The organism is Noviherbaspirillum aridicola (assembly GCF_019656455.1).
GTDB lineage: Bacteria > Pseudomonadota > Gammaproteobacteria > Burkholderiales > Burkholderiaceae_D > Noviherbaspirillum > Noviherbaspirillum aridicola.
Window position 1 is genome coordinate 118,008 of record NZ_BPMK01000007.1, and the last position, 26,468, is coordinate 144,475.

General features: G+C 66.5%; 25 protein-coding genes. 9 read left to right on the top strand and 16 right to left on the bottom strand.

All coding sequences use genetic code 11. The features are described from left to right. Positions 1-63: 63 nt before the first annotated feature. Entirely contained in the window at positions 64-531 is a 468-nt protein-coding gene (locus NCCP691_RS09275) for a CesT family type III secretion system chaperone (protein ID WP_274387231.1), read from the bottom strand. A 119-nt stretch (positions 532-650) separates the two neighbouring features. On the opposite strand from NCCP691_RS09275, the gene NCCP691_RS09280 reads away from it, so the two are divergent. Next, positions 651-1,277 carry a LysE family translocator gene (locus tag NCCP691_RS09280; protein ID WP_220807985.1) on the top strand — a complete coding sequence of 209 codons (627 nt, stop codon included), beginning with the start codon at positions 651-653 and terminating at the stop codon, positions 1,275-1,277. A 93-nt stretch (positions 1,278-1,370) separates the two neighbouring features. Then, positions 1,371-1,859: a hypothetical protein gene (locus NCCP691_RS09285; RefSeq protein WP_220807986.1), complete on the top strand. Its 489-nt coding sequence runs from the start codon at positions 1,371-1,373 to the stop codon at positions 1,857-1,859. 1,181 nt (positions 1,860-3,040) lie between these two features. Here NCCP691_RS09285 and NCCP691_RS09290 read toward each other — a convergent pair. The 3 genes from NCCP691_RS09290 to NCCP691_RS09300 are packed head-to-tail and all read right to left on the bottom strand — an operon-like array spanning position 3,041 to position 5,485. Next, positions 3,041-3,940 carry an SDR family oxidoreductase gene (locus NCCP691_RS09290; protein ID WP_220807987.1) on the bottom strand — a complete coding sequence of 300 codons (900 nt, stop codon included), beginning with the start codon at positions 3,938-3,940 and terminating at the stop codon, positions 3,041-3,043. A gap of 18 nt (positions 3,941-3,958) precedes the next feature. Next, positions 3,959-4,810, bottom strand: coding sequence for an enoyl-CoA hydratase-related protein (locus tag NCCP691_RS09295; protein ID WP_220807988.1), 852 nt, complete (start codon positions 4,808-4,810; stop codon positions 3,959-3,961). 21 nt (positions 4,811-4,831) lie between these two features. Continuing rightward, complete coding sequence (locus tag NCCP691_RS09300; protein WP_220807989.1) at positions 4,832-5,485, bottom strand: TetR/AcrR family transcriptional regulator; 654 nt, start codon at positions 5,483-5,485, stop codon at positions 4,832-4,834. Positions 5,486-5,611: 126 nt separating this feature from the next. Between NCCP691_RS09300 and NCCP691_RS09305 the strand changes: the two genes are divergently transcribed. After that, on the top strand, positions 5,612-6,583 hold the full coding sequence (locus NCCP691_RS09305; RefSeq protein WP_220807990.1) for an NAD(P)H-dependent flavin oxidoreductase: 972 nt from the start codon (positions 5,612-5,614) through the stop codon (positions 6,581-6,583). A 29-nt stretch (positions 6,584-6,612) separates the two neighbouring features. Here NCCP691_RS09305 and NCCP691_RS09310 read toward each other — a convergent pair whose 3' ends face one another. Together NCCP691_RS09310 and NCCP691_RS09315 are read right to left on the bottom strand one after the other, a co-directional pair. After that, the gene (locus NCCP691_RS09310) at positions 6,613-8,919 is read right to left on the bottom strand and encodes a hypothetical protein (protein WP_220807991.1); all 2,307 of its coding nucleotides are present in this window, start codon (positions 8,917-8,919) and stop codon (positions 6,613-6,615) included. Between the two features lie 269 nt (positions 8,920-9,188). Next, on the bottom strand, positions 9,189-9,770 hold the full coding sequence (locus NCCP691_RS09315; RefSeq protein WP_220807992.1) for a hypoxanthine-guanine phosphoribosyltransferase: 582 nt from the start codon (positions 9,768-9,770) through the stop codon (positions 9,189-9,191). A gap of 123 nt (positions 9,771-9,893) precedes the next feature. Here NCCP691_RS09315 and NCCP691_RS09320 point away from each other — a divergent pair, with 123 nt between their 5' ends. Further along, the gene (locus NCCP691_RS09320; RefSeq protein ID WP_220807993.1) at positions 9,894-10,202 is read left to right on the top strand and encodes a DUF1330 domain-containing protein; all 309 of its coding nucleotides are present in this window, start codon (positions 9,894-9,896) and stop codon (positions 10,200-10,202) included. A gap of 102 nt (positions 10,203-10,304) precedes the next feature. Beyond that, positions 10,305-10,565, top strand: a complete 261-nt coding sequence (locus NCCP691_RS09325; protein WP_220807994.1) for a hypothetical protein — start codon at positions 10,305-10,307, stop codon at positions 10,563-10,565. Between the two features lie 40 nt (positions 10,566-10,605). On the opposite strand, the gene NCCP691_RS09330 is transcribed toward NCCP691_RS09325, so the two are convergent. The 7 genes from NCCP691_RS09330 to NCCP691_RS09360 all read right to left on the bottom strand — a co-directional run bounded on the left by NCCP691_RS09330 (position 10,606) and on the right by NCCP691_RS09360 (position 19,508). Continuing rightward, on the bottom strand, positions 10,606-11,853 hold the full coding sequence (locus tag NCCP691_RS09330; protein WP_220807995.1) for a phenylacetate--CoA ligase family protein: 1,248 nt from the start codon (positions 11,851-11,853) through the stop codon (positions 10,606-10,608). Positions 11,854-11,864: 11 nt separating this feature from the next. Continuing rightward, a complete protein-coding gene (locus NCCP691_RS09335; protein ID WP_220807996.1) occupies positions 11,865-12,692 on the bottom strand; it encodes an ABC transporter ATP-binding protein in 828 nt (275 codons plus the stop codon). Between the two features lie 55 nt (positions 12,693-12,747). After that, positions 12,748-14,049 (bottom strand): ABC transporter substrate-binding protein, encoded by a 1,302-nt coding sequence (locus tag NCCP691_RS09340; RefSeq protein WP_220807997.1) that lies wholly within the window; start codon positions 14,047-14,049, stop codon positions 12,748-12,750. A gap of 31 nt (positions 14,050-14,080) precedes the next feature. Next, positions 14,081-15,139 (bottom strand): branched-chain amino acid ABC transporter permease, encoded by a 1,059-nt coding sequence (locus tag NCCP691_RS09345; RefSeq protein WP_220807998.1) that lies wholly within the window; start codon positions 15,137-15,139, stop codon positions 14,081-14,083. 3 nt (positions 15,140-15,142) lie between these two features. Then, entirely contained in the window at positions 15,143-16,039 is an 897-nt protein-coding gene (locus tag NCCP691_RS09350; protein WP_220808099.1) for a branched-chain amino acid ABC transporter permease, read from the bottom strand. 717 nt (positions 16,040-16,756) lie between these two features. Further along, the gene (locus tag NCCP691_RS09355) at positions 16,757-17,545 is read right to left on the bottom strand and encodes an ABC transporter ATP-binding protein (protein WP_220807999.1); all 789 of its coding nucleotides are present in this window, start codon (positions 17,543-17,545) and stop codon (positions 16,757-16,759) included. Position 17,546: 1 nt separating this feature from the next. After that, positions 17,547-19,508, bottom strand: coding sequence for an AMP-dependent synthetase/ligase (locus NCCP691_RS09360; RefSeq protein ID WP_220808000.1), 1,962 nt, complete (start codon positions 19,506-19,508; stop codon positions 17,547-17,549). A 206-nt stretch (positions 19,509-19,714) separates the two neighbouring features. Between NCCP691_RS09360 and NCCP691_RS09365 the strand changes: the two genes are divergently transcribed. Together NCCP691_RS09365 and NCCP691_RS09370 are read left to right on the top strand one after the other, a co-directional pair. Next, positions 19,715-20,413, top strand: coding sequence for a Crp/Fnr family transcriptional regulator (locus tag NCCP691_RS09365; protein WP_220808001.1), 699 nt, complete (start codon positions 19,715-19,717; stop codon positions 20,411-20,413). Between the two features lie 70 nt (positions 20,414-20,483). Continuing rightward, complete coding sequence (locus NCCP691_RS09370) at positions 20,484-21,227, top strand: MgtC/SapB family protein (protein WP_220808100.1); 744 nt, start codon at positions 20,484-20,486, stop codon at positions 21,225-21,227. A 218-nt stretch (positions 21,228-21,445) separates the two neighbouring features. On the opposite strand, the gene NCCP691_RS09375 is transcribed toward NCCP691_RS09370, so the two are convergent. Then, the gene (locus NCCP691_RS09375) at positions 21,446-22,045 is read right to left on the bottom strand and encodes a type 1 glutamine amidotransferase domain-containing protein (RefSeq protein ID WP_220808002.1); all 600 of its coding nucleotides are present in this window, start codon (positions 22,043-22,045) and stop codon (positions 21,446-21,448) included. Between the two features lie 213 nt (positions 22,046-22,258). Between NCCP691_RS09375 and lon the strand changes: the two genes are divergently transcribed. Together lon and NCCP691_RS09385 are read left to right on the top strand one after the other, a co-directional pair. Further along, positions 22,259-24,694 (top strand): endopeptidase La, encoded by a 2,436-nt coding sequence (gene lon / locus NCCP691_RS09380; protein ID WP_373870339.1) that lies wholly within the window; start codon positions 22,259-22,261, stop codon positions 24,692-24,694. Further along, a complete protein-coding gene (locus tag NCCP691_RS09385; RefSeq protein ID WP_220808003.1) occupies positions 24,691-25,050 on the top strand; it encodes a hypothetical protein in 360 nt (119 codons plus the stop codon). The genes lon and NCCP691_RS09385 overlap by 4 nt, the downstream gene beginning before the upstream one ends. 20 nt (positions 25,051-25,070) lie before the next feature. Here the strand turns inward: NCCP691_RS09385 and NCCP691_RS09390 are convergent, their stop codons facing one another. After that, entirely contained in the window at positions 25,071-25,241 is a 171-nt protein-coding gene (locus NCCP691_RS09390; RefSeq protein WP_220808004.1) for a hypothetical protein, read from the bottom strand. Further along, positions 25,238-26,374 carry a PepSY-associated TM helix domain-containing protein gene (locus NCCP691_RS09395; RefSeq protein ID WP_220808005.1) on the bottom strand — a complete coding sequence of 379 codons (1,137 nt, stop codon included), beginning with the start codon at positions 26,372-26,374 and terminating at the stop codon, positions 25,238-25,240. Before NCCP691_RS09395 ends, NCCP691_RS09390 begins: the two co-directional genes overlap by 4 nt. Positions 26,375-26,468: the final 94 nt, after the last annotated feature.

A 26,468-nucleotide genomic window follows, 5' to 3' on the forward strand; every position in this document is an offset into this window, starting at 1 on the left:
GGCTTGAAGCCTGATGGTGGTGTTATACGCATATCGATTACGGCTAGCGAGTGTAAAAATCAGTCAGCGCAGTGCGGCCGCCCGGCGGCGCGGCGCGACCGCGACCGGCGCGACCACGGGCGGCGAGAGGGCACGGCGCACGGCCGCGCTCTGCTGCCGCACGCCGTCGAGCATCTTCGTCAGCAGCGCCACGTCTACCACCGACTCCGGCAGACGCACCTTCACCAGCACCACCCGCGTCGTGCGGTCGAGCATGACGGTGGGCGTGAAGTTCGATTCATCCCGCCCGTTCAGTTCGAGCAGGGCCGACAGCAGTTCGGCATTCCGCAGATTCTCCAGTTCGGCCGCGGTCGTCACCAGGTCGATGGAGCGCGAACTCGTCCTGCGCACCAGGTGCACGTCGGGTTCGCCCGCGAAGTGCAGCGTGTAGATTTCCTGGGCGGCGCACTGCGGCATTTCCAGTCCAAGCGTGCGCAGCAGTCGGGATACGAGTTCCGGAAACGGCAGGACGGGTCTCGATGGCGAGGTCATTGGCAGCAGGCGGCGGACCGAATGTCCGGAAAGTCATGACAACCGTGAGTGGCGCCCCATGCCCCCCGGTTCCATCGATCTTGCGATAATGGCAGTCCCGTTCATCGCCCCTTCCACACATGCTGACGCTGGAAACATCGATCGCCTTTTTCTCCGTCTCCGTCGTGCTCGGTCTCAGCCCCGGCCCGGACAACATCTTCGTGCTCACCCAGTCCGCCCTGCGCGGCCCGCGCGCCGGCCTGCTGGTGACGCTCGGCCTGTGCACCGGCCTGATCGTGCATACCACGCTCGTCGCGTTCGGCGTCGCGGCCATCTTCCAGGCCTCGGACATCGCCTTCAACGCGCTCAAGATCGCCGGCGCCGCCTATCTGCTCTGGCTCGCCTGGCAAGCCTTCCGCGCGCCGGCATCGGCGATCCGGCTCGGCGAGGGGGAAGGGCCCTCGGCCACGCAGCTCTACCGGCGCGGCATCGTGATGAACATCACCAATCCCAAGGTATCGGTCTTCTTCCTGGCCTTCCTGCCGCAATTCGCCGACCCGGCGCGCGGGCCGATCAGCATGCAGATGCTGCTGCTCGGCGGGCTGTTCATCCTCGCCACGCTGCTGGTCTTCGGCGGGGTCGCGCTGACCGCCGGCGCGCTTGGCAGGCGGCTCGGCCGCTCCGCCCGGGCGCAGCTCGTGATGAACCGGGTGGCGGGCACGGTGTTCGCCTTGCTGGCGCTCAAGCTCGCCACCAGCAGCCGGTAAGGGACGTGCGATGTGAGTGCTCGCATCTACGGAAAGGCTCGCTTCGTATAAGCAGATGCGGCATTCCCGCCGCATTTGCACAAGGAGCCTGTCATGTCATACCGTCACATCCTCGGCCTGGCTGCCGCCCTCGGCACGCTCGCCACCATCACCCCGCCGGTCTCGGCCGGCCATTCCGTCGCCAACGAACCCGAGCCGCGGCTGGAGATTTTTTCGAATCAGCAGCCGATTCTGATCGGCCGCGGGCAGTTCAGGAACGTGTTCGTGCTCGGCGCCGTTTATGACGGCGACATCGAATTCGGCGGGCGCGTCAGCCTGCGTCCGAACGGGCCGCAGGCCAGCGCCTGTCCGATCTTTTCCTTTGGGGAGAACACGGGGGTGCAGGCGAACCGGAACACGACCGATATTCCGTTCGGGCTGCAGGTGGCGGTGCCGGGCAACCATCCGCTGGGGACCTTTACCTGCGCGCTGACCTACAGCGCGTCGCAGGTCAATCCGGCGACTGGTGTTCTGGTGCCGATTGCTACTTTGGGTAATGAGGTGCGGTTTCAGTACACGGTGAGGAACCGGTTTGTGTTCTGATGCCGCTCGGGGCGCTGGCCGGTTTGGTCCCGTGGTGGGATCAACCGGGTCGCGCCTCGTCGCCTCGTCGCCTCTCGTTTCCTGTTTCTCTCCGGTGCTACGGTTTGGTAGTCACTGCGTGGATGCTTGCCGGGACTCGCCCCGGCGGGCCACCTACTTTTTTGCTTCGCCAAAGAAGTAGGCAAGAAAGGGGGGCGCCGAACCCGGCCCTAATGCTTGCCCCCTGCTGCGGTACCCGAAAAATCGACGGGCTTCGCGGGGAGCGGGGCAAACTCGCCTTCGGTTGCGCATTGGGGATTTCTGCGTCTCTCGTTTCGCTTCTTTCTTCGGTGCTTCAAAGCGGTCGTCACTCCGTTGATGCTTGCCGGGACTGGCCCCGGCGGGCCACCTACTTCTTTGTCTCGCCAAAGAAGTAGGCAAGAAAGGCGACCCTAATGCTTGCCCCTTCGGGGTACCCGAAAAATCGGCAGGTCTCGCGGGAAGCGGGGCAAACTCGCCTTCGGCTCAGACAAGCCCCGCTTCTTTATCCGCGAGACCCACCGATTTTTCGGCTGCGCATAAGGGGACTTCAACCCCACACACCATCCCCACCCTGACCCTCCCCTCTGAAGGGGAGGGAACTGTTAGTGGCTTGGCACACGGAGTCGGTGTGGCGCAGCTTTGAAGTGATAGGTGAGCGAGCGTGCGATGGCCTGTGTGCCCATGCCCGTGCTCGAGGAAACCGCAAGAGCAATGAAACCATCTACACCAAATGAGCGATCCGATGATGAAACAATCTCGTGTGCTAGCAAGGGAAAGAACGATTCCCTCCCCTTCAAGGGCGGCCGGCGAGGTGGAGGGGCAGGGTGGGGATGGTTTGCGGTGTTGCCGTTCCCGTTGCGCGCCGCCGTCGAAGCGGAGTACTCGGCGGATAAAGAAGCGGGGCCTGTCTGAGCCGAAGGCGAGTTTGCACCGCTTCCCGCCGAGTGCTTCGCTTCGACGGGAACCCTCCGAAGGAGGGCAAGCGCTTCGGGTCGGGCTCGGCGCCCCCCCCTTTCTTGCCTACTTTTTTGGCGAAGCAAAAAAGTAGGTGGCCCGCCGGGGCCAGTCCCGGCTTGTATCCACGGAGTGGCGACCGAACTGCAGCACCGGAGAAAAACAAGAGCGCAAGCGCCAGCGCCGCGCTCTCGCGCACCCCGCGCTTACCCCCTCTGCTCCCTATCCTTCCGATTCTGCGCCTCAATCCGATCCCGAGCCTCCTTCCACTGCTCCGCCGACCAGTTCCGCAACTCGTAAAAATTCCCCCCGGTGGCAAGATGACCACCCCCATCCATCATGATGGCCTCGCCATTGAGCCAGTCGCAGCCATTGCTCATCAGGAAAGCCGCAAGGTTCTGCAGCTCTTCCATCTTGCCGGCGCGTCCCATGGGATTGACCCTGGCCGAGCGCGCCCCCGGCTCCTCGCCCGGGTTGAGCCGCTTGCTCATGCCTTCGGTCGGGATTTCGCCCGGCCCGATGGCGTTGAGGCGCACGCCGTAACGCGCCCACTCGGTGGCGAGCGACATGGTCATCGCGTGGATCGCCGCCTTGCTCATCGCCGACGGCACGACATAGGGCCCGCCGTTGAGCACCCAGGTGACGATGATGGAGATCACGCTGCGGTAGCCGTCTTCCGGCTTCCACAGTCCCTGCTCCGCCATCTCCACCCAGCGCCGGCCCACGGCGTGGGTGACGTAGAAGGTGCCGTGCATGACGATGTTGGCGACCGCGTCGAAGCCGCGCGGGGACAGCGCCGCGGTCGGGGAGATGAAGTTGCCGGCGGCGTTGTTCACCAGACCGTGCAGCGGTCCTTCGGCGAAGATCTGCCCGACCATGTCGTCGACCGCCGCGGCGTCGCGGATGTCGAGGCCGAAGGTCTTGACGCTGCCGCCGTGCTGTTTCATCAGCTCGGCCGCGGTCTCGTCGCAGACCTGCTTGCGGCGGCCGCAGATGTAGACCTCGGCGCCGAGGGAGAGGAATTTTTCCGTCATCGCGCGGCCGAGTCCGGTGCCGCCGCCAGTGACGAGGATGCGCTTGCCCTGCATCAGATTCGTCTGAAACATGATGGTCTCCTTGCGTGATTACTTCAGCGTGTAGTCGGCGTCGGCGAAGGACTGCAGCGGCTGCAGGTCGTCGAAGCGGGGCGCGCGGCCCTGCTGTTTCGCCTGGAAGGCTTCGGCCAGGTTGCTGCCCTGCCAGATGCCCGACTGCAGCCAGCCCATCTGCCGCAGCGCGTCGTCCGTGGCATGGTCGCGCGCATAGTGGATCGCCTGCTTGCTGCCCCAGATCGCGACCGGCGGCTTGTCGGCGATTTCGCGCGCCATCTGCAGCGCGGCTTCCAGCATCGCCTGCTGGCTGTCGAATACGTCGTTGACGAGGCCGACGGCGAGCGCGCGCTGGGCCGGCAGCCGGCGGCCGGTGTAGGCGAGTTCATGCACGATGCCTTCGGGGATGAGCTTGGGCAGGCGCTGCAATGTGCCGAGATCGGCGGTCATGCCGATGTTGATTTCCTGGATGCAGAAGAAGGCGTCTGCGGTGGCGAGGCGGATGTCGCAGGCGCTGATCATGTCGACTCCGCCGCCGATGCAGCCGCCGTGGATGGCGGCGATCACCGGCATGCGCAGGCGCTCGATCAGGCTGAATGCGTGCTGCATGTCTTCCAGCTGAGGCACGATGTTGGCGCGGCCGGTCGCGCTGTCTTCCTTGAGCGCGATGCCGCTGCCGAAGACGTCGAGCGCCATGCCGGCGGTGAAATGCTTGCCGGTGGAGGAGATCACGAGTGCCCGCGCCGGAGCTTCCCGCTGAAGCATGGTCAGCACCTCGGTCAGTTCGCGCCACAGCACCGGGTGCATGGTGTTGAGCGACTCCGGCCGGTTGAGCACGAGATGCGCGATCTTGTTTTCCATCGTCAGTTGCAGCGACTGGTAAGCCATGTTGTCTCCTTCGTCTGAGGTTTATCTGGATCCCATGCCGGCCTGCAGCGCGGTCAGCACCGCGTCCACGGCCGCGTTGAACAATTCGTCCGCGCGTTCGGACTTTAGGTAGTAGCCCTTGAGTTCGAGGCTGACCGCGCCGTGCATCGCGGCCCACAGCAGTCGCGCGGCGGCGGTCGGGTTGGAGCGCGGCAGCGCGCCCTCATCCATCAGGCGTGCGAAGGTCTCGATCAGCGCCGCCAGCGATTCCCAGGCCTGGTTGCGCGACTCGACCGGCGGCACGAAGCCGGCGATGGCGTCGCCGAACATGACCATGTAGTAGGCCGGGTTCTGTTTCGCGTATTCATGGTAGACGCGCGCATGCTGGCGCAGCGCCGCCAGCGGATCGGATTTCCTGCGTCCGGACGGCGGCCCGGCTTCGGCGAACGCTGCCTTCAAACGCGCGAAGCCCTCGAGGTAGAGTTCATTGGCCAGTCCGTCCTTGCCGCCGAACAGCGAATAGAGCAGGGTGGTCGAGCAGTTGACGGCCTCGGCGACGCGCCGCACGGTCAGCGCCTGCGGGCCTTCCTCCCGCAGCAGGCGGGTAGCCGCCTCCAGCATGCCCTGGCGCAGCGTGCCGCGCAGGTTTTCCTGCGCCTGGCGGAAATCGACGACCGGTGTTTTCTTGTTTTTCATAGAAGGATGAGGCGGGCAAAAAACATTGTTTTTTCTGATAACATCATATCCGGAAAACAGAAAAGCGCAATGTTCGCGCATTCAAGAACCGGGCAGGGGCTCCCTGCCATTTCCCGAGGAGATCACATGAGCACCCATCGTCTGCCGCCGGTCCTGCAAAACCTCAGCCTGCCGGTCATTGCTTCCCCGATGTTCATCGCCAGCGGACCGGCCCTGGTCAAGGCGCAGTGCAAGGCCGGCATCGTCGGCTCCTTCCCCGCGCTCAATGCGCGCCCGGCCGAGCTGCTCGATACCTGGCTGACGGATATCCAGGAAGACCTCGCCGCCTTCAGGGCCGCCCATCCCGGCAAGCCGGTCGGCCCGATCGCGGTCAACCAGATCGTGCACCAGTCCAACGACCGCCTCGCGCATGACGTGGAAGTGTGCGTGAAGCACCAGGTGCCGATCATCATCTCCAGCCTGCGCGCGCCGCCGAAGGAGATGCTGGATGCGGTGCACAGCTACGGCGGCATCGTGCTGCACGACGTGATTTCGATCCGCCACGCGCAAAAGGCGCTGGAGGCGGGCGTGGACGGCCTGATCCTGGTGGCGGCCGGCGCCGGCGGCCATGCGGGCGCGCTGTCGCCGTTCGCGCTGGTGGGCGAGGTGCGCAAGTTCTTCGACGGTCCGGTCGCGCTGTCGGGGTCGATCGCCACCGGCGACGCGATTCTCGCCGCGCAGGCGATGGGCGCCGACTTCGCCTACATCGGCTCGCGCTGGCTGGCGACGAAGGAATCGAATGTCGACGACGCCTACCGCCAGGCGATCCTGGAATCGACCGCGGCCGACGTGATCTATACCAACCTGTTCACCGGCGTGCACGGCAACTATCTGCGCAAATCCATCGTCGCCGCCGGGCTCGACCCGGAAAACCTGCCGACCGCCGACAAGTCGACGATGAACTTCGGCTCCGGCGGTGGCAGCAAGGCCAAGGCCTGGCGCGACATCTGGGGCGCCGGCCAGGGCGTGGGCCTGATGGATTCGGTGCTGTCGGTGGAAGAAGTGATGGAAAAGCTCAAGGCCGAGTATGCGGCCGCGCGCAAGCGGCTGGCGCTGTAACGGCGGCGCGCGACCGGGGGCGGGGCCGGTCAGGGCGCCGGCTCTGACCGATCATTCTCGCCGGGCGCGGCGATATCGAATGAAAAATCGAATGCGCCGAGATGCTCGGGGATGGGCGGCAACTGCCGTACCGGACCCGCGTCCGGCGCGGGAATCAGACTGGCGGTTTCCAGCTGACCACGATGCAGCCGCAGGCGCGACTGCCGGTATTGTTCGGGCGCGCCTTCCATCAGATACTCGGCCAGCGCGCGCGGCGCACGGTTGCGTGCCGCTTCATCGGGCAGTGCCGGGTCCCACTGCAACAGATTCAGGTAGCGCGCCATCGCGGCGTTGTCCGGCTGCCCTTCGCCGTCCAGTGCCTGCAGCAATTCATTCGCGCGGGCGTGCAGCGTGCCGGTACGCAGGAGTCCGGTGCGCAGCGCGTTCAGATGGGATGAATCCACGCCATCGCCGATCGCGGCCACCTCGGGCGCGGCATCGCCGCAAGCGGCAATCCTCTCCGACAGCATCCGCTCAAGCAGGGCGACCTGCTCCTCTACGTCCCGCTTCATGTGCGCGCGCAGCGGCTGCGCGGTGGCCGGCTCCGACAGCAGGGAGGCGAGGCGGGTGCGGGTGAGGTAATCGGTGGCTTCGCCATAGCTGCGTTTGGCCCGCTGCATCCCACCCCTGAGCATGCTGCCGGTGGCTTTGCCGAGGGCCTGCATATTGCGCCAGGTCAGTCCCGTGCGGCGGTAGCCGGAGGATTTGCTTTCTGTCTGTTTGCCCGAAACCGCATCGCGGACCGCGTCGCTGTCGGTGGAATGCGCGCGCAGTCCGTCGAAGCGCAGCCCGTGCCGGTTCCAGGCGAGGTCATGCAGAAAATCCTGCCGCCGCGTCTCCTTGTTCTCGATGAATGAGAGCGTGTCCAGGTTCAACCCGAGCAGGTTGCCCCCGCCGGCCGCGAGTTCCGCCATCAGTTCCAGGTCCACCTCGCCGTCGGCGGCATTCATCCATTCGTCATACTCGTGGAAGCGCGCATGGTGCTTGAGGAAGCCGTAGGTCCCGATCAGCACCGCGGTGCTCACCGCCACCACGCCCCCGCTCAGCGTGAGATCGGCCACGACCGCGCTGCCCGCTGCCAGGCTGACGATATCGACGATGCTCAGGCCACCGATGGTGGCCGTGTAACCGGCCATGCCGCCGGTGAAGATGCCGAGCAGCCGCTTGAACGACTGCAGCATGTCGCCATGCGATGTCCACTTGCCCTGCTCGAAGAAGCGGTTGAATGCATCGCGCGCGTCCTCGGGCAGTTGCGCGATCAGCGGCGCGAGCTTCTGCCGCGCGACGTCGAGCTGCGCCCGAAAATCCTTTAGCTGCGCGGACGTGAAACTGCGCGCGTTCACCCCCATGTAGAGACCGGCCGCCGCCGCGATCGGCGACAGCGGAATCGTGGCGAAGCCGCTCGCGCCGCCGGCCGCCGCCGCCGCGCCGGAATCGAGATAGCCGGTCAGCTTGCTGCACAGGTCGATCACCGCCTTCGACACCATCGCATAGCCGGCGATCTCGGATCCGCGCCCGAGTTCGCGCTGCTTGCCGACATGCCGCAACCGGAATTCGGCGCGCGCGATCTTCCACTCGACGATGCGCAGCTGCCGTTGCAACAGCCTCGCGTCCTGGGTGTCGCTGCCGTTCGCGACGGCAGCCAGCCGGGCTTGCAGCCCCTCGCGCCGGGCCTCGAGTTCCCGCTTTTCCGCCTTCTGCGATTTTTTCTCGTGCGTGGCTTCGCGCCGCTCGCTGCGTCCCGCGAGCAGGGCCAGCGTGCCGGCGCCGCCGAGCAGGCCGGAAAGGGCGATGTCGCCCGCGAGGTCGCCGGCGCCATGCGGCACGGCCTCGAGCTGGAACGCCTGGAGCCGGCTGGCGCCCGCGTCGCTCTTGTCTTCGGTGAGCGCCGATAGCCCGGCCTTGAGCTGGACCAGCACGTGCATGGACTCATCGAAGTCGCTGGTGCCGATGAACTTGCGCAGCAGCTTCGCGGTGGTGCCGCCGTGGTGGTGGTGATGCCCGTCCTCCTCGCTGCTGTCGGCCTTGCGGAACGCGGCAGCCGCCGCGCCCTGCGCATCCGCCTCGCATGCCGTGATCAGCGTGTCCATCGCATCGTGCACGCTGCGCACGAGCGCATGGACCTCGGACGGTATCCGCTGCGCCTCGTCGTCGCGTGGCAGCAGCGCGGCCAGGGCCGCCTTCAGTTCGCGCAAATCCCTGGCCAGCGCGTCCGGCCGGGCAGGCGCCGCGTCCGCATGCTGAGCCTGCGCCGGCGTGCGCGCGAGAAGACGCTTCGCGACGTCGTGCAGATGCAAGGCTTGCCAGGCCCGGGCAAGCTGGCGCCGCGCGCTGTTGCCGGCGGCCGGACTGTGCCCGGAGGGGGCTTCAGGCGCGTGCAACGTGCGCGAAGGAGAGGAGGCGGGAGGGCTGTCCGCATGCGAGGCTGCCGGCGCAAGCCGGGGCGTGACAGAGCGGGAAACAGAAGAGACGGCCAAGTGGAACTCCATGCGATTCGATCGGACGCATGAGTGGAGGCATGCCCCGCCCGGGTTCCGTCAGGCGGGTCGGGGCGGAAGTTTGGCGCTCAGCCGCCGGTCTTGATCGCCCAGATCCCCGGCAGATTGCGCCAGTAGCCGTAGGCGTCCATGCCGTAGCCGACGACGAACTTGTTGGGCAGCGTCAGGCCGATGTAGTCGGCGGTGACCGGCTTGGCCTTGCCGATGTCCTTGTCGGCGAACACCGCCAGCACCACGTCCTTCGCACCCATGTCGAACAGGCGCTCCTTCACGTGGGCCAGGGTCTCGCCCTCATCCAGGATGTCGTCGAGCACGATCACGGTGCGGCCTTCGACATTGGAGCGCGGGATCACCTTCCATTCGATCTTGCCGCCCTGGTCCTTGCTGCCGTAGCGGGTCACATGCATGTAGTCGAATTCGAGCGCGAACGTGAGCCGGGTCAGCAGCTGGCCGCAGAAAACTACCGCGCCGCCCATCACGCCCAGCACCAGCGGAAAGGCCGGCGCGTCGTCCTTGTCGAAACGCTCGTTGAGCTGCCGCGCGACCCGGTCGACCGCCTGCTGCACGGCGGCGGCGTCGAAGATTGGTTCGGCATCCTTCATCAGGGCGCGCGCGCGGTCGCGATGGAAGTCGGAGTCGTTGAGGGGCATGGGACTAGCTCCAGGATGGCGGGCGGATGCTATCCTGCCCGGGTGGGTTTTTGACGAGGCGGCAATGATATGCCGCCGCATCGCCTGCCGCAAGCCGGCGGCCGCACGAAGAAAGGAGACGAGATGAAAAAAGCATACGTTGTCGCGGAAGTAAGAGTCCATAATCCCGGCCCCTACGAGGGCTACCGTTCGCTTGCCACCGAAAGCGTGGCGCGGTTCGGCGGCCGCTTCCTGGTGCGCGGCGGCACGCGCGACCAGCGCGAGGGCGAGGATGCGCAGCATGACGCCAGCCTGCGCACCGTGATCGTGGAATTCCCGTCGCTGGCGCAGGCCCAGGCCTGGTATGAATCGCCCGAGTACCGCCAGGCGAAGGACATCCGGGTGGCCAACTCCAGCGGCCGGCTGTTCATCGTCGAGGGCGTGGAAGCCTAGCCGGCCCGGCGACCGGCCCGCCTGCCGCATGCAAAAACCCGGGGAATCTTTCCGTATCCCCGGCCTCGAACACTTGTTACCCTGACTACAAGCGAGGGAGTCATGCAGGAACGTACCCTGAAGCAGCACCAGATCCGCACCCAGCGGCCCTACAAGGAAGGTTCGACGCCGCGCATGCCGCACGAGCGCGACGAATCCAACGATGAATACAGCGCCAACGTCCGCGACGACATCAAGCAGGCCTACCTGGACTTGCAGAACGGACAGGTCGACACCGACCTGCGCGAGACCAGCGGCGTCGACGAGGTGGTCAACGACAGGCCGGGCACCTCGCCCGACAAGGTGGTGAAGAAAGACTTCTGAACCGGTTCAGCCGGCAAGGCCGGGCAGACGCCCGGCCGCCTCACTCATACCTGCGCGCGTCTTCGATCACCTTGCCGTCGTTCGGCAGGCTGCCGCGCCCGACCAGCTTCACTTCACCGCGCAGCTTGGTGACATCCCGTATCGCATCGACCAGCGCCTCCGGCTGCACCGCCGCCGCGTCGTCGACTTCGCAGTGCAGCGTCATCACGTCGTTGCCGATGGTGCCGCTCACCACCAGCCGTGCCCTGGCGATCTGCGGGAAGCGCCGCGCGATCTCCGCCACCTGCGAAGGATGGACGAACATCGCGCGCACCTTGGTGGTCTGATCCGCGCGACCCATCCAGCCCCGGATGCGCGTGTTGGTCCGGCCGCAGGGCGAGATGCCCGGCAGGACCGCCGACATATCGCCGGTGCCGAAACGCACCAGCGGATAGTCCGGATTGAACGAGGTGACCACCACCTCGCCGACCTCGCCCTCGGCCACCGGATCGCCGGTGCCCGGGCGCACGATCTCGAGGATGAGCTCCTCGTCCAGCACCATGCCGGGATGGACTTCGCCGTCGGTCTGGCTTTCATAGGCGATGTTGCCGACGTCGGCCGAGCCGTACATCTGCAGCACCTGCGGCACGCCGTTGTCCTGCAGCCATTTGCGCAGCGAGGGCGGCAGCGCCTCGGCGCCGACCAGCGCGCGCTGCATGCTGCGGATGTCGGCGCCCATCTCGCGCGCCTTTTCGATGATGATCTTCAGGAACGACGGCGTACCGACATAGGCGTCCGGCATCAGCGCGGCGATCGCCTGCACCTGCATCTCGGTCTGGCCGATGCCGGCCGGGATCACCGCGCAGCCGATGCGCGCGGCGCCGCCCTCGGCCATGAAGGCCGCCGGCGTGAAATGATAGGAAAAGCAGTTCTGGATCAGGTGGCCGGCGCGCAGGCCGAGCGCCGCCATCGGCCGCGCGAATCGCCACCAGTCGGCGCCGTGCCCCTCCGGATCGAAGATCGGCCCGGGCGACATGAACAGGCGGCGCAGCTGCCGCGGCGGCGTCACCGTCAGCCCGCCGAACGGCGGCTGCGCCTCCTGCAGCGATTTCAGATCCGACTTGCGGGTCACCGGCAGTTGCGCCAGCGCCGCGCGGCTGTCGATCGCGCGCGCGTCGACGCCCCGCAGGATGCGCGCCCAGCCCGGCGCGCCCTGCGCGGCGGCGATCAGCTGCGGCAGCCCCGCCATCAGTTCCCGCTCGCGCTGCGCGGGGTCGCGCAGCTCCAGTCCATCGAGGTGATCGTTCATGGCGCTGCCCTCTATGCCAGCCAGCGCTTGCGCCGGCGATAGAACTTCATGTCGCGGAAACTCTTGCGTCCCGCGCCGGAGACGCCGAGGTAAAACTCCTTCACATCCTCGTTCGCCGCCAGGTCCTGCGCGCGCCCTTCCATCACCACCCGGCCGTTCTCCAGGATGTAGCCGAAGTCGGCGTAGCGCAGCGCGACGTTGGTGTTCTGCTCGGCCACGAGGAAGGACACGCCCTCCTTGCCGTTGAGATCCCTGACGATCTCGAAGATCTCTTCCACGATCTGCGGCGCCAGTCCCATGGACGGCTCGTCGAGCAGGATCATCGACGGCCGCGCCATCAGCGAGCGGCCGATCGCGCACATCTGCTGTTCGCCGCCGGAGGTGTAGCCGGCCTGCGAACCGCGCCGCTGCTTCAGGCGCGGGAAATAAGTGTAGACCATCTCCAGCTGGTCATTGAGCTCCTTGCGGGAGATGCGCCGGGTATAGGCGCCGGTCAGCAGGTTTTCCTCTATCGTCAGGTGCGCGAAGCAGTGCCGCCCCTCCATCACCTGCGAGAGGCCGCGCTTGACGAGTTCGTTCGGGGTGAGCTGGTCGACCCGCTCGCCCATGAATTCGATGCTGCCCTTGGTCACCTCGCCGCGCTCGCCGCGCAGCAGGGTGGAGATGGATTTCATGGTGGTCGACTTGCCGGCGCCGTTGGCGCCGAGCAGCGCGACGATGCGGCCCTTGGGCACCTGCAGGGACACGCCCTTGAGCACCAGGATCACATGATCGTAGATGACCTCGATATTGTTGACCGACAGGCAGGTCGGGGATGAAGCAATCGGCACGGCGCTCATGGCACTCCTGTATCGTTGGCGGGCCGGCCTCCGTCGCCGGAGGCCGGCTCGGACATCAGTCCATGCAGGCGGCCTTGATGTTCTTCTCGGCCGCGTACTTGTTGGACGACTCTTCCAGCAGCTTGCGGGTCAGCGCCTTGTCGCCGACCACCCAGTCCTTGGTGATCGCCACCCACTTGCTGCCGTCCCACTGCTGCACCTTGACCGCGCCCGAACCCTCATGGTCCTCGCACGAGGTCTTCACCACCGGGAACATGCCGAAGGCGCCGAGCTGCTTCTGGCGCGCCTCGTCGATGTTCAGGTTCTCGAAGCCCCAGCGGATCTGCTCGCCGGTCAGCACCTTGCCCTTGCCGTATTTTTCCTGCGCCTTGCGGATCGCCTCGGTCCACAGGATGCCGGCGGTCACGCCGCGCATGTGATAGACGGACCCGACCCGGTTCTTGTCGGCCAGGTTGCCGCGGCCGGCGTCATAGACCTTCTTGCGGATCTCGTCGAGGACCGGATAGTTGCCCGGCGTGTTGAAGGTCATCGTGGTGTAGCCCTTGGCCGCGTCGCCCGCCGGGATGGTGTCCTCTTCCGAGCCCGCCCACCACACGCCGAGGATCTTCTCGCGCGGGAAGCCGTTGCGCTGCGCGGTCTTGATCGCCACCGCATTCATCACGCCCCAGCCCCACAGGATCACGTAGTCCGGCCGCGCCTGGCGGATCTGCAGCCATTGCGACTGCTGCTCGTTGCCGGGATGCGCGACCGGGATCTTGATCAGCTCGAAGCCGTACTGCTGGGCCTGCGCCTCCAGCACCGGCAACGGCTCCTTGCCGAAGGCCGAGTCGTGATACAGGTGGACGATCTTCTTGCCCTTGAGCTTGTCCATGCCGCCGAGCTGGCTGCCGAGGTAGGCGGTCATCGCCGCCGCCTGGTTCCAGTAGCTGGTAATCAGCGGGAAGACATACGGGAACACCTTGCCGTTGGCGGCGTCGGAGCGGCCGTAGCCGAGCGTGGTCATCGGCACCTTGTCGACGGCGACGCGGTCGAGGATGCCGTAGGCGATGCCGGTGGCGAGCGGCTCCACCAGCGAGGCGCCGCCATTGCTCGACTTCAGGCGCTCATAGCATTCGACGCCGCGCGAGGCGTTGTATTCGGTCTCGCACTCTTCCCACTTGAGCTTGACGCCGTTGATGCCGCCGTTGGCGTTGACCAGGTTCATGTAGTCGATGGCGCCGCCGAAGAAGCCGGAGCCGCCGGCCGCATAGGGTCCGACGCGGTACGACAGGATGGGGATGAACTGTTCCTGGGCGGCCGCGACCGTCACGGTCCCGGCGAGGGCTGCGCCGAGCAGCAGGGTCTTGATGAGCTTCATGTCTACCTCCTCGTTATAGTCTGACTGCCATTCAATGCGGGAAAGGCCACAGGCGCAGCTTTTCCTTCGCGATTTGCCACAACCGTGCCAGCCCGTGGGGCTCCACGATCAGGAAAAAGATGATCAGCGCGCCGAACACCATCAGCTCCAGGTTGGAGGCCACCGAGGTCGGCAGGTCGAGCGTGTGGGCGATGATGTTGAGCAGGATCGGCAGCAGCACGATGAAGGCCGCGCCGAAGAAGGAGCCGATGATGGAGCCGACGCCGCCGATGATGATCATGAACAGGATGCGGAAGGACAGGTCCAGGCTGTATGCCTCCGGCTCCACGGTGCCGAGATAGGCATACGCATACAGCGCGCCCGCCACCCCGCAGTAGAAGGAGCTGACCGCGAACGCCAGCAGCTTGGTGCGCATCAGGCGGAAACCGATCACCTCCGCGGCCACGTCCATGTCGCGCACCGCCATCCAGGAGCGGCCCACATTGGTGCGCACCATGTTCTTCATCAGCAGCGCCATCACGCTGACGATGGCCAGGGTCAGCACATACTTGCTCGCCGGGGTGTCGAAGTTGTAGCCGAGTATGGTGATGCGCTGCGCGGTGATCACGCCCGAGGAGCTGTAGTTGGTGAACCAGCCGATCTTGGTCAGGCACCACACCACGAAGAACTGCGTGGCCAGCGTGGCGGCGGCGAGATAGAAGCCGCGGATGCGCAGCGAGGGCAGGCCGAAGGCCACGCCGACCGCGGCCGCGCACAGCCCGCCGAGGATGAAGGCGGCCAGCACCGGGATGCCGGGCACGCGCAGGATGAAGTTGTAGGCGGCGAAGGCGCCGACCGCCATGAAGGCCGCGCTGCCGAGCGACAGCTGGCCCGCGTAGCCGGTCAGGATGTTGAGGCCGAGCGCCGCCAGCGCGAAGATCAGGAAGGGAATCAGGATGGCCGAGAACACATAGGGCGACGCGACCATCGGCACCACGAAGAATGCGAACACCAGCATCGCGATGATGAACAGCCGGTCCTGCCGGATCGGGAAGATCTGGCTGTCGGCCTGGTAGCTGATCTTGAACTGGCCTGCTTCACGGTAGAGCATGGATCAGATCCTCCGAATGATTTTTTCGCCGAACAGGCCTTCCGGCCGCACCAGCAGGAACAGCAGCGCCAGCACGTACGGGAACCAGCCCTCTATGCCGCCGCCGACCATGGGACCGATGTAGACCTCGGCCAGTTTTTCCGACGCACCGATGATCAGGCCGCCGATGATGGCGCCCGGGATCGAGGTGAAGCCGCCGAGGATGAGCACCGGCAGCGCCTTGAGCGCGACGAAGGTGAGCGCGAACTGCACGCCGTTGCGCGCGCCCCAGAGCAGGCCGGCGACCAGCGCGACGAACCCGGCCACCGCCCAGACGATGCCCCAGATCTGCTGCAGCGGAATGCCGACCGCGAGCGCGGCCTGGTGGTCGTCGGCGACGGCGCGCAGCGCACGGCCGATCTTGGTTTTGGAGAAGAACAGCGCCAGCGCGGTGACCAGCACCGCGCAGATCACGGCGGCGGTGACGTCGAAGCGGGACACCATGATGTTGAAGCGCTCCATCAGGAACTCGATCGGCACGTCTTCGATGCCGATGTCGAGGCGGCGCACCTGCGAGCCCCAGATCAGCTGGGCCAGGCCCTCGACGAAGAAGGTCAGGCCGATGGTGGCCATGAAGAGCGTGATTTCGTGCTGGTTGACCAGCGGGCGCAATACGATTCTCTCGGTGGCGAGGCCGAGCAGCACCATGGCGGCCATGGTCAGCGGGATGGCGATCCACAGGGACAGGTCGAAGGTCTGCACCAGGCCTACGCAGGTGAGGGCGGCGAAGAAGACCATCGCGCCCTGGGCGAAGTTGAAGACGCCGGAGGCTTTGTAGATGAGGACGAAACCCAGGGCTACCAGGGCGTACATGACGCCGGCCAGCAGGCCGCCTATCAGGACTTCGAAGAAAAAGTTCAATTCCATGGTTGTTGCGTCTCCTCGTTTTTTTGCCGCCGCCGACCAGGTGGCATGGGCCTCCGTGCCCGTGCCTGCGGAGTCTGCAAGAGCTGCGGACCCTTGCCGCCGCCGCTGTGCAGGCACGGAGGCCTGCACTACTTTTCATCCGTCACGTCCCAGGTGGCATGGGCCTCCGTGCCCGTGCCTGCGGAGTCTGCATGGGGCGATGAAGCCCTTGCCGGCGCCGCTGTGCAGGCACGGAGGCCTGCACTACTTTTCATCCGTCATGTCCCAGGTGGCATGGGCCTCCGTGCCCGTGCCTGCGGAGTCTGCAAGAGCGATGAACCCTTGCCGGCGCCGCTGTGCAGGCACGGAGGCCTGCACTACTTTTCATCCGTCACGTCCCAGGTGGCATGGGCCTCCGTGCCCGTGCCTGCGGAGTCTGCAAGAGCTGCGAACCCTTGCCGCCGCCGCTGTGCAGGCACGGAGGCCTGCACTACTCTTCATCCGTCATGTCCCAGGTGGCATGGGCCTCCGTGCCCGTGCCTGCGGAGTCTGCAGGGGCGATGAACCCTTGCCGGCGCCGCTGCGCAGGCACGGAGGCCTGCACTACTTTTCATCTGTTCTGTCCCAGGTGGCATGGGCCTCCGTGCCCGTGCCTGCGGAGTCTGCAGGGGCGATGAACCCTTGCCGCCGCCGCTGTGCAGGCACGGAGGCCTGCACTACTTCAGCTTGCGTTCAGTGCGCCACCCCAAGATATGCATTGATCACATCCTGATTGCTCCTCACCTCCTCCGGCGTCCCGTCGCCGATCTTCCTGCCGTAGTCGAGCACGACGACGCGGTCGGAGATGTCCATGACGACGCCCATGTCGTGTTCGATGAGGACGATGGTGGTGCCGAACTGGTCGTTGACGTCGAGGATGAAGCGGCACATGTCCTGCTTTTCTTCCACGTTCATGCCGGCCATCGGTTCGTCGAGCAGGAGGATTTCGGGCTCGGCGGCGAGGGCGCGGCCAAGTTCGACGCGTTTTTGCAGGCCGTAGGGCAGGCGGCTGACCGGGGTCTTGCGGATGTGCTGGATCTCGAGGAAGTCGATGATCTCTTCCACTTTCCTGCGGTGGGCAAGCTCTTCACGCTGCGCCGGACCCCAGTACAAAGCCTGCAGCAGGAAGTTGGTCTGGATCTTGAGATTGCGGCCGGTCATGATGTTGTCCAGCACGCTCATGCCCTTGAACAGCGCGATGTTCTGGAAGGTCCGGGCGATGCCGCTCTTGGCCGCCGCGTAGGTGTTCATGTCCTTGCGGTGCTGGCCGCGGTAGACGATCTCGCCCTGCTGCGGCCGGTAGACGCCGTTGATGACGTTGAGCATGGAGCTCTTGCCGGCGCCGTTGGGGCCGATGATGGCGCGGATCTCGTGTTCGCGCACGTCGAAGGAGATGTCGGTCAGGGCCTTGACGCCGCCGAAGGCGAGCGAGATGTTGCGCAGGTCGAGGATGACCTCGCCGATCTTGCGTTGTGCTTGCATGTCAGGCGGCCTCTTTCAGTGAATCCCAGGTCTTGACGTCGACGATGCGCAGGTCGGCGGCGACCACGCCCTGGCGGCCGTCCTCGAACTTGACCTGCGTCTCGATGTGCTGGATGGTGCGGCCGGCGTACAGGGCGTCGATCAGGACCTTGTACTTCTCGGCGATGAAGCGGCGCCTCACCTTGCGGGTGCGGGTCAGCTCGTCGTCGTCCGGGTCGAGTTCCTTGTGCAGCACCAGGAAGCGGTGGATCTGCGTGCCCGCCATCATCGGTTCGGCGGCAAGGTCGGCGTTGACTTTCTCCACGCATTCCGCGATCAGGTCGTAGGTTTCGTTCTTGCCCGCGAGGTCGGTGTAGCCGGCATAGGGAATGCCGCGCCGCTCGGCCCAGTTGCCGACCGCGTCCATGTCGATGTTGATGAAGGCGCAGACCATGTCGCGCCGGTCGCCGAAGGCCACCGCTTCCTTGATGAAGGGGAAGAACTTCAGCTTGTTCTCGATGTAGTTGGGCGCGAACATCTGGCCGGTGTTCATGCGGCCGACGTCGGCGGCGCGGTCGATGATCTTCAGGTGGCCGTGTTCGTCGAGCATGCCGGCGTCTCCGGTATGGAAGTAGCCTTCGTCGTCGAGCACTTCGGCGGTGGCGTCGGGCCGCTTGTAATAGCCCTGCAGCATGGCCGTCGAGCGCACCAGCACTTCGCCGTTGGGCGCGAGCTTGACCTCGACGCCCGGGGCGGGCAGGCCGACGCTGTCGAACTTGATCTGGCCGTCCGGCTGCAGGCAGACGTAGGCGCAGGTCTCGGTGGCGCCGTAGAGCTGCTTGAGATTGACGCCGATGGAGCGATAGAAGCGGAACAGGTCGGGGCCGATCGCGGCGCCGGCGGTGTAGGCCACCCGCACCCGCGACAGGCCGAGCACGTTCTTGAGGGGGCCGTAGATCAGCAGGCCGCCGAGCCGGTAGTTCAGGCGGTCGAGCAGGCCGACCTTCTTGCCGTCGAGGATGTCGGCGCCGACGCGGCGCGCCACTTCCATGAAGTGATGGAACAGCTTGCGCTTGATCGCGCCGGCATCCTCCATGCGGATCATCACCGTGGTCAGCATGTTTTCGAAGATGCGCGGCGGCGCGAAATAATAAGTGGGCCCGATCTCGCGCATGTCGGTCATCACCGTCTCGCCGGATTCGGGGCAGTTGACGGTGAAGCCCGCCACCAGCTGCTGTGCGAACGAGAACAGGTGGTCGCCGACCCAGGCCATCGGCAGGTAGGACAGGATGTCCTCGGCGTCGGTCAGCTTGTCGAAGGAGACGCCGCCCTGCGCCGCCGCGAGGAAGGAGCGGTGGGTCTGGCATACGCCCTTGGGCTTGCCGGTGGTGCCGGAGGTATAGAGCATGACGGCGATGTCGTCGCCGCGCCCGGCGTCCATCTCCCGCCTGAAGAAGTCGGGATGTTCGGCGGCCTGCTTGCGGCCCGCCTGCTGCACCTGGTCGAATGACGCCAGGCCGTCCTGCCGGTAGTTGCGCATGCCGCGCGGGTCGTCATAGATCACGTGCCGCAGCAGGCGCGCATCGAGGCCTTCGCGGATCTCGAACAGCTTGTCGACCTGTTCCTGGTCTTCCGCCACGACGAACTCGATTTCCGCGTCCGCCAGCACATAGGCCATGTCGGCCGCCGGCGCGTCCTGGTAGAGCGGCACCGCAACGCCGCCGAGGCATTGCGCCGCGAGCATCGCCCAGTACAGCCGGGGACGGTTGTCGCCGATGACGGCGAGGTTCATGCCGCGCCGGAAGCCCAGCGCCGCCAGACCGCAGGCGAATGCCTGCACTTCGTCGGCGACCTGCGACCAGGTGAAGGTCTGCCAGATGCCCAGGTCCTTTTCGCGATAGGCCGGCGCGTGCGGCCGGATCTGCGCATGCTGAAGCAGCAGGCGGGGGAAGGTATCCCCGCCGATATGGTTTGCTTGTGCCATCGTCCCACTCTCTTCCAACAGCCGTACCGTCATCAGGAGCGGAGGACGCGTAAGCGCGGCGCGCTGGTGGTGTCCGCGCGTCACCGGGCTTACAATGTCTCCGTGCTTTTTTTTGTCTGTGAAGGATACTAGACACTTCGGCTTTCGTGCTCTGTCATCCGGCTGACAATCCTCATCAAAACAAAAACGACCAGAAAAGACACTTGATGCAACGCACAAAGACTTCCGAGAGAAAGCCGCTCGCCGTGGTTCTGCGCGAGTCGATCTGGGCCCGGGGGCTGACGCCCGAGCAGATGGCGCGGGTGGAAGCGGACACCGTCGAGCAGTTCGTGCCCAAGGGCGGCTATGTCTGCCACAAGGGCGAGAAGGTCGACGCCTGGATCGGCGTGGTGGACGGCCTGGTGAAGATGGCCAACATCTCCGCCGAAGGCAAGACCGTCACCTTCACCGGGCTGTCGGCCGGCGGCTGGTTCGGCGAGGGCACGATACTCAAGAACGAACTGCGCAAGTACGACGTCACCGCCCTGCGCGACAGCCGCATCGCGCGCATGCCGGTGCGCACATTCAACTGGCTGCTCGATAACAGCCTGCCGTTCACCCGTTTTCTCTTAATGCAGCTCAACGAGCGGCTCGGGCAGTTCATCGGCATGGTCGAGTTCGACCGCATGCTGGATGTCGACGCCCGCGTGGCGCGCTGCCTGGCGGCGATGTTCAACAGCCATCTCTATCCGGGCGCCGACACCCTGCTGCAGATCTCGCAGGAGGAAATCGGCTATCTGTCCGGCGCTTCCCGCCAGCGCGCCAACCAGGCGCTGCAGGTGCTGGAAAGGGAGGGATTGCTGAAGGTCGATTACGGCGGCATACAGATACTCGATCTCGACGGACTGCGGCGCTTCCGCGCCTGACGGGACCACCGGAACCCGCGCTCCGAGCCACGCCACATACAGGACGTCAATGACCAGCTTTTACGCCGACTTGCCCAGTTTCGAATCCCTTGCCGCCTTCTGGTCCGGCCACGTGGTGGCGGCCAACATGATCGTCTTCTTCAGCCTGACCGGCGCGCTGCTGCTCGGCCTGCTGGTCGGCTACGAGCGGTCCTATCGCGGGCGCGCCGCCGGCATGCGCACCTACGGCCTGGTGTGCATGGCCTCGGCCGCGCTCACGGTGATCGCCGGCCATCCGGCCGACTGGTACGGCGGGCAGGCGATGATCGCCATCGGCGCCGACCCGACCCGCATCGTGCAGGGCATCGTCACCGGCATCGGCTTCCTCGGCGCCGGCGTCATCATGAAGGAAGGCTTCAACATCAGCGGCCTGACCACCGCCGCCTCCATCTGGGCGACCTCGGTCATCGGCGTGCTGGTCGGGGTGGGCTTTTATCTCTCGGCAATGCTGCTGGCGCTGATGTCGGCGATCTGCATGATCTGGGTGCCCAGGATGACCAGCTGGCTGCCGTCACGCCAGGCGATCGCCATCGTCATGCGCTTCAGGCCGGGTTGTGCGCCCGGCGAGGCGGCGCTGCGCGAGGCGGCCGTCAAGCGCGGCTATGAAATCGCCCCCGGCTCGATCTCGATCTCGATGGCCGAGGGCAAGGTGGAATGGCACCTCGTCGCGGTCGCGTTCAGCAAGACGAGCGGTTCGCCGATCAGCGAACTGGCGCGCGAGATGGAGCACTTCGAGGGACTGGAGAGTTTTCACCTGTCCCATGCGCGGAACTGATTGCGCGCGGGGCTTTGCGGCGAAGGCGGCACGGCCGTTGGCGGGTGGCGCGGGCCGTGTATCAGGCTATCTCCGGACGTACGTGGTTCGGGCCGGCAGGGACGCCGGCACTACTGGCTCGGGCGCGGCCGGCCCGGCGGAGGTGGTACAAGCTTCGCCGGGCGGCGCGACCTCCTGCCCCACGCCATCCAACCCGGCGACGCCGGCCCCGCGCAAGCCTAGCTGCTCGCGATGCCCACCGCGTGCTCGTCCGCCGTGCCCCGCAGATTGGCGCGCATCCGCTCGGCGATCACTTCCACCATCTTGCTGTTGAAGGCGGGGAGATCCTCCGGTACGCGGCTGCTGACGAGATTGCCGTCGACCACCACTTCCTCGTCGACCCAGTTGCCGCCGGCGTTGCGGATGTCCTGTTCCAGGTCGGCGTGGCTGGTCAGGGTGCGTCCTTCCACCAGCCCCGCCGACACCAGCAGCCAGCCGCCGTGGCAGATCACCGCGATCGTCTTGCCGTCTTCCTGGATCTGCTGCACGAAGCCCTGCGCTTCCGGGATCTCGCGCAGCCTGGCGCCGTTGTCTTTCCCGCCGGGCAGCAGTACCGCGTCGAAGGCCTTGGCGTCGGCTTCCCGCAAGAGCAGCTCGACCGGAAAGCGGTCGGCCGGCTTGTCATGGTTGACCCCCTGTACTTCATCGAAGCGGTCGGAGACGAGCGTGGTCACCGCGCCTTCCTGTTCCAGCATGCGCTTGGGTTCGGTCAGCTCAATCTGCTCGAAACCGTCGGTGACGAGGATGGCGACGCGCATTCCGTTGAGTGCCGGGTCCATGGCAGTCCTCCTGTGCAAAGTCAGGTTGAGTGAGCGCTATTGAAAAAGTTCTGCACGAAACCCGCCGCCGCCGAAGGGTGGCAACAGGTTTGTTCCTGCTCACTCCCTCCGGCGTTTGAACCAACCGTGCCGGAACAGCACGGCGGTGTCCCTGTCCAACCCCGCTGACGTCGCGTGCCATGCACGCATCCCCGAGTCAGGAAGGACCAGGCGATGAACAAGGCCGAACAGGCTGCCATGCTGGAGAGCGTGCTGGGCGCGCACGCGCCGTCCGGCACCGAAGAGCAACACGAGGCCGGCGCGGCGCTGCCGCCACTGCCCGCCGACGCGATGGTCATCATTCCGCTGCGCGCGATGGTGCTGTTTCCGGGCATGGTCCTGCCGATCAGCGTCGGGCGCGACAGCTCGATCGCGGCCGCCAGGCAGGCGGTGCGGCACGGCGCCGAGGTCGGGCTGCTGCTGCAGCACGACGCCGCCGTCGACCTGCCCCAGCCCGACCAGCTGCACAGCGTGGGCACCGCCGCCAGCATCCTGCGCTATGTGCAGTCCGAGGACGGCAATCACTACATGGTCTGCCAGGGACAGCAGCGCTTCCGGGTGCTGGAATTTCTCGCCGGCTATCCGTTTCATGTCGCCAGAGTGCACCGCCTCGAAGACGAGGAAGAGCAGCGCGCCGGCATCGAGGCGCGGATGCTGCAGCTCAAGCAGCGCACCGCCGAGATCATCGAGCTGCTGCCGCAGGCGCCGCTGGAGCTGGTCAGCGCCACCGAGGGCGTGAGTTCGGCGGCCGCGCTCGCCGACTTCGTCGCCGGGCTGATCGATTTTCCGCTGCAGCAAAAGCAGGAACTGCTGGAGGCGGACGAGCTGCAATTGCGGCTGGACAAGGTGCTCGGCTACCTCAACGACCGCATCGAAGTGCTGCGCCTGTCGCAGCAGATCAATGCCCAGACCAAGGAACGCATCGACGACCGCCAGCGCGAGTTCCTGCTGCGCGAGCAGCTCAGGACCATACGCGAAGAGCTGGGCGAGATGGATGCCGACAGCGAGGACGGCGAGATCGCGCGGCTGGCCGAGGCGCTCGACCGGGCGGCGCTGCCGGCCGAGGCCGATGTCCATGCGCGCAAGGAATTGCAGCGGCTGGCGCGCATGCCCGAGAGCTCGCCCGAATACTCGATGCTGATCGCGTGGCTGGAATGGCTGTGCGAACTGCCCTGGGCGCAGGCGCCGCGCGAGACGATCGACATCGCCGTCGCGCGCCGCATCCTCGACGAAGAGCATTTCGGGCTGCACAAGGTCAAGCGCCGCATCCTCGAATACCTGGCGGTGCGCAAGCTCAACCCGCAGGGCAAGAGCCCCATCCTCTGCTTCGCCGGACCGCCGGGCGTCGGCAAGACCTCGCTCGGCGCCAGCATCGCGCGCGCCACCGGCCGGCGCTTCGCCCGCGTCAGCCTCGGCGGCGTGCACGACGAGGCGGAAGTGCGCGGCCACCGCCGCACCTATGTCGGCGCGCTGCCCGGAAACATCCTGCAGGCGCTGCGGCGCGCCGGCAGCCGCCACTGCGTGCTGATGCTCGACGAGATCGACAAGCTCGGCGCCGGCGTGCAGGGCGACCCGGCGTCCGCGCTTCTGGAGGTGCTCGATCCGGAGCAGAACAACAGCTTCCGCGACAACTATCTCGGCATGAGCTTCGATCTGTCGGACGTCATGTTCATCTGCACCGCCAACATGCTCGAAACCATTCCCGGCCCGCTGCAGGACCGGATGGAAGTGCTGCAGCTGCCCGGCTACACGGAAGAGGAGAAGCTGCAGATCGCGCGCCGCTACCTGGTCGAGCGGCAGCGCGAGGCCAGCGGCCTGCAGCCCGGCCAGTGCACGCTCGCCGACGACGCGCTGCACGCGATCATCCGCGACTACACGCGCGAGGCCGGCGTGCGCAACCTCGAGCGCGAGGTCGGCAACGTGTTCCGCCACGCGGCGATGCGCGTCGCCGAGGGCGAGGGCGGGGCGCTGCGGGTCGACGCCGGCAAGCTGCCGGCCATACTCGGCCCGCGCAAGTTCGAGAGCGAGCTGGCCATGCGCACCAGCCTGCCCGGCGTCGCCACCGGCCTCGCATGGACGCCCGCTGGGGGCGACATCCTGTTCATCGAAGCCAGCCGGATGCCGGGCAGCGGCAAGCTGATCCTGACCGGCCAGCTCGGCGACGTGATGAAGGAGAGCGCGCAGGCCGCGCTGACCCTGGTGAAGGCGCATTGCGCGGAGCTGCATATCGACGCCAGCCTGTTCGACCGCCACGACGTGCATGTGCACGTGCCGGCGGGCGCCATGCCCAAGGACGGCCCGAGCGCGGGCGTCGCCATCTATGTGGCGCTGGCTTCGCTGGTGCGCGGCAGGCCGGTGCGCAGCGACTGCGCGATGTCCGGCGAAATCAGCCTGCGCGGCCTGGTGCTGCCCGTCGGCGGCATCAAGGAAAAAGTGCTGGCCGCGCTGCAGGCCGGCATCCGCCTGCTGCTGCTGCCGGCCCGCAACCGCAAGGACATCGACGAGATACCGGCGCAGGCGCTGCGCGAGCTGGAGTTCGTCTGGCTCGACACGGTGGACGATGCGATGAGCGCCGCGATCGGCAACCTGGTGATAGGAGGCGAAGCATGAGCAGCGAACAGGACGACGCGCGCCGCGAACCGGCGCTGGTGCCGCAGGCGCAGGCTATCCCGGTGCTGCCGGCCTGGCCGCCGCTGCTGCCCCTGCTGCCGCTCCAGCCGCCGGAGCAGGGCCTGTTCTCCTTCCGCTATGCCTGCACCGAAATCACGATCGGCGAGGATGGCCCGGCGATCCGCCGCCGCGAGGCGCGGTATGCCGACGGCCGGCTGGTGACCGAGGAGTGGGAAGGCATGCTGGCGATGCAGGCATATCAGCGCATGCTGGCCGAGGCGCAGGGCCTGTATCTGCGGCAGCTGGAGACGATGTTCAGGCTGCTCACGGGCGGCTTCTTCCCGGACGGCCGCTGAGGCCGCCGGCCGTCGTCCGCTCAGCGGCGCAGCACGCCGTACCAGGCGCACAGCCAGGCCGGCACCGCGAGCGCCGCCGCGCCCGCCCAGTCCCATGCGCCGTCGCCGACCAGCGCCGCGAGCAGCCCGGCGACCGTCAGCGCGCCGACGATGAGCGGCGCCCGCCACACCCGCACCCCGCGCGCGCTCATTGCCGCACCTCCGCCCCGGCCGGCAGCGGATCCCTGTCCTCGGCGGTGCGCCGGCGCCGCAGCCACAGATACAGCCCGCTGCCCAGCACCACGATGGTGGCGACGTCCAGCACCGCCCACAGTATCTGCAGCGGCCTGCCGCCGTAGTCGCCGAAATGCAGCGGCTGCGACAGCAGCAGCCCGGTGACGTACCAAGGCAGCTCGCGGCTGTCGGTCACCGTGGCGTCGCGCGCGTCGACCAGCACCGGCTTGACCAGGCGCGAGGTCAGCGGCGCGTCGCCGCGCAGGAACACGCCATAGTGATGCGGACTGGAGAAGGTGGTGCCGGGGAAGGCGATGAACCGCACCGTCATGTCCGGCTCGATCGCCAGCGCGGCGTCGACCGAGCGCTGCAGCGAGGCGAAGCGTTCCGGCGGCGGCAGTCCCTGATAGGGCGCGGTCATTTCGCTCACCTCGTCGAAGCGCCACAGATCGATGATGGGATCGGCCAGCGTATTGATGACGCCGGTGAGGCCGACCACGAAGGCCCAGGCCAGCGTCACGATGCCGAGCAGGTTGTGCAGGTCCAGCCAGCGGGTGCGCGGCGAGGCCTCGCGCCGCACCGTGCCGAACGCAAGCTTGCGCATGAAGGGACCGTACAGCACCGCGCCCGAGACGATGGCGGCCAGCAGCAGCACGCCCATGGCGCCGAGGAAGAGGGTGCCGGGCAGGCCGGCGAACAGATCCACATGCAGCTGGTACATCACGTGGATGAAGCCGGAATCGAGACTCGGCTCGCCCAGCACTTCCCCGCTGCGCGCATCCACCGCCACCTGCTTGAGGCCGCTGTCCGAGCGCGGCGTGTCGGCCAGCGTCACGTACCAGATCGCGTCGTCGTCCGGCTCCTGCGACACGAACATGCCTTCCTTGCCGGGATGGCGCGCCTTGGCCACGGCCAGCACCTCGTCCAGGCTGGCGCGCGGCGCGTCCGGCGCCATCGCCGGCGCCTCGATCTCGGTGCCGAGCAGATGGCCGATCTCATGATGGAAGATCAGCGGCAGGCCGGTCAGGCACAGCAGCAGCATGAAGACGGTGCAGACCAGGCTGCTCCATTTGTGTATCCACGCCCAGCGGCGCAGGCTCGTAGCGGTCATCGTGATTCCCCGGAAAACGGATTGCCGGTCTGAGAAGCTGCAATTATAATGCGAATCGTTCTCATTTGCGTTTCATAATAAACACAGAAAGGCA

What these genes read in the sequence shown, in the direction of transcription:
- NCCP691_RS09375 (WP_220808002.1), bottom strand. Translation starts at nt 22,045, where the DNA reads ATGGACCCGGCACTCAACGGAATGCGCGTCGCCATCCTCGTCACCGAC.
- NCCP691_RS09385 (WP_220808003.1), top strand. Translation starts at nt 24,691, where the DNA reads ATGAGCAGCGAACAGGACGACGCGCGCCGCGAACCGGCGCTGGTGCCG.
- NCCP691_RS09330 (WP_220807995.1), bottom strand. Translation starts at nt 11,853, where the DNA reads ATGAACGATCACCTCGATGGACTGGAGCTGCGCGACCCCGCGCAGCGC.
- NCCP691_RS09295 (WP_220807988.1), bottom strand. Translation starts at nt 4,810, where the DNA reads ATGGCTTACCAGTCGCTGCAACTGACGATGGAAAACAAGATCGCGCAT.
- NCCP691_RS09275 (WP_274387231.1), bottom strand. Translation starts at nt 531, where the DNA reads ATGACCTCGCCATCGAGACCCGTCCTGCCGTTTCCGGAACTCGTATCC.
- NCCP691_RS09395 (WP_220808005.1), bottom strand. Translation starts at nt 26,374, where the DNA reads ATGACCGCTACGAGCCTGCGCCGCTGGGCGTGGATACACAAATGGAGC.
- lon (WP_373870339.1), top strand. Translation starts at nt 22,259, where the DNA reads ATGAACAAGGCCGAACAGGCTGCCATGCTGGAGAGCGTGCTGGGCGCG.
- NCCP691_RS09280 (WP_220807985.1), top strand. Translation starts at nt 651, where the DNA reads ATGCTGACGCTGGAAACATCGATCGCCTTTTTCTCCGTCTCCGTCGTG.
- NCCP691_RS09305 (WP_220807990.1), top strand. Translation starts at nt 5,612, where the DNA reads ATGAGCACCCATCGTCTGCCGCCGGTCCTGCAAAACCTCAGCCTGCCG.
- NCCP691_RS09355 (WP_220807999.1), bottom strand. Translation starts at nt 17,545, where the DNA reads ATGCAAGCACAACGCAAGATCGGCGAGGTCATCCTCGACCTGCGCAAC.
- NCCP691_RS09340 (WP_220807997.1), bottom strand. Translation starts at nt 14,049, where the DNA reads ATGAAGCTCATCAAGACCCTGCTGCTCGGCGCAGCCCTCGCCGGGACC.
- NCCP691_RS09390 (WP_220808004.1), bottom strand. Translation starts at nt 25,241, where the DNA reads ATGAGCGCGCGCGGGGTGCGGGTGTGGCGGGCGCCGCTCATCGTCGGC.
- NCCP691_RS09360 (WP_220808000.1), bottom strand. Translation starts at nt 19,508, where the DNA reads ATGGCACAAGCAAACCATATCGGCGGGGATACCTTCCCCCGCCTGCTG.
- NCCP691_RS09290 (WP_220807987.1), bottom strand. Translation starts at nt 3,940, where the DNA reads ATGTTTCAGACGAATCTGATGCAGGGCAAGCGCATCCTCGTCACTGGC.
- NCCP691_RS09300 (WP_220807989.1), bottom strand. Translation starts at nt 5,485, where the DNA reads ATGAAAAACAAGAAAACACCGGTCGTCGATTTCCGCCAGGCGCAGGAA.
- NCCP691_RS09365 (WP_220808001.1), top strand. Translation starts at nt 19,715, where the DNA reads ATGCAACGCACAAAGACTTCCGAGAGAAAGCCGCTCGCCGTGGTTCTG.
- NCCP691_RS09320 (WP_220807993.1), top strand. Translation starts at nt 9,894, where the DNA reads ATGAAAAAAGCATACGTTGTCGCGGAAGTAAGAGTCCATAATCCCGGC.
- NCCP691_RS09285 (WP_220807986.1), top strand. Translation starts at nt 1,371, where the DNA reads ATGTCATACCGTCACATCCTCGGCCTGGCTGCCGCCCTCGGCACGCTC.
- NCCP691_RS09345 (WP_220807998.1), bottom strand. Translation starts at nt 15,139, where the DNA reads ATGCTCTACCGTGAAGCAGGCCAGTTCAAGATCAGCTACCAGGCCGAC.
- NCCP691_RS09335 (WP_220807996.1), bottom strand. Translation starts at nt 12,692, where the DNA reads ATGAGCGCCGTGCCGATTGCTTCATCCCCGACCTGCCTGTCGGTCAAC.
- NCCP691_RS09315 (WP_220807992.1), bottom strand. Translation starts at nt 9,770, where the DNA reads ATGCCCCTCAACGACTCCGACTTCCATCGCGACCGCGCGCGCGCCCTG.
- NCCP691_RS09325 (WP_220807994.1), top strand. Translation starts at nt 10,305, where the DNA reads ATGCAGGAACGTACCCTGAAGCAGCACCAGATCCGCACCCAGCGGCCC.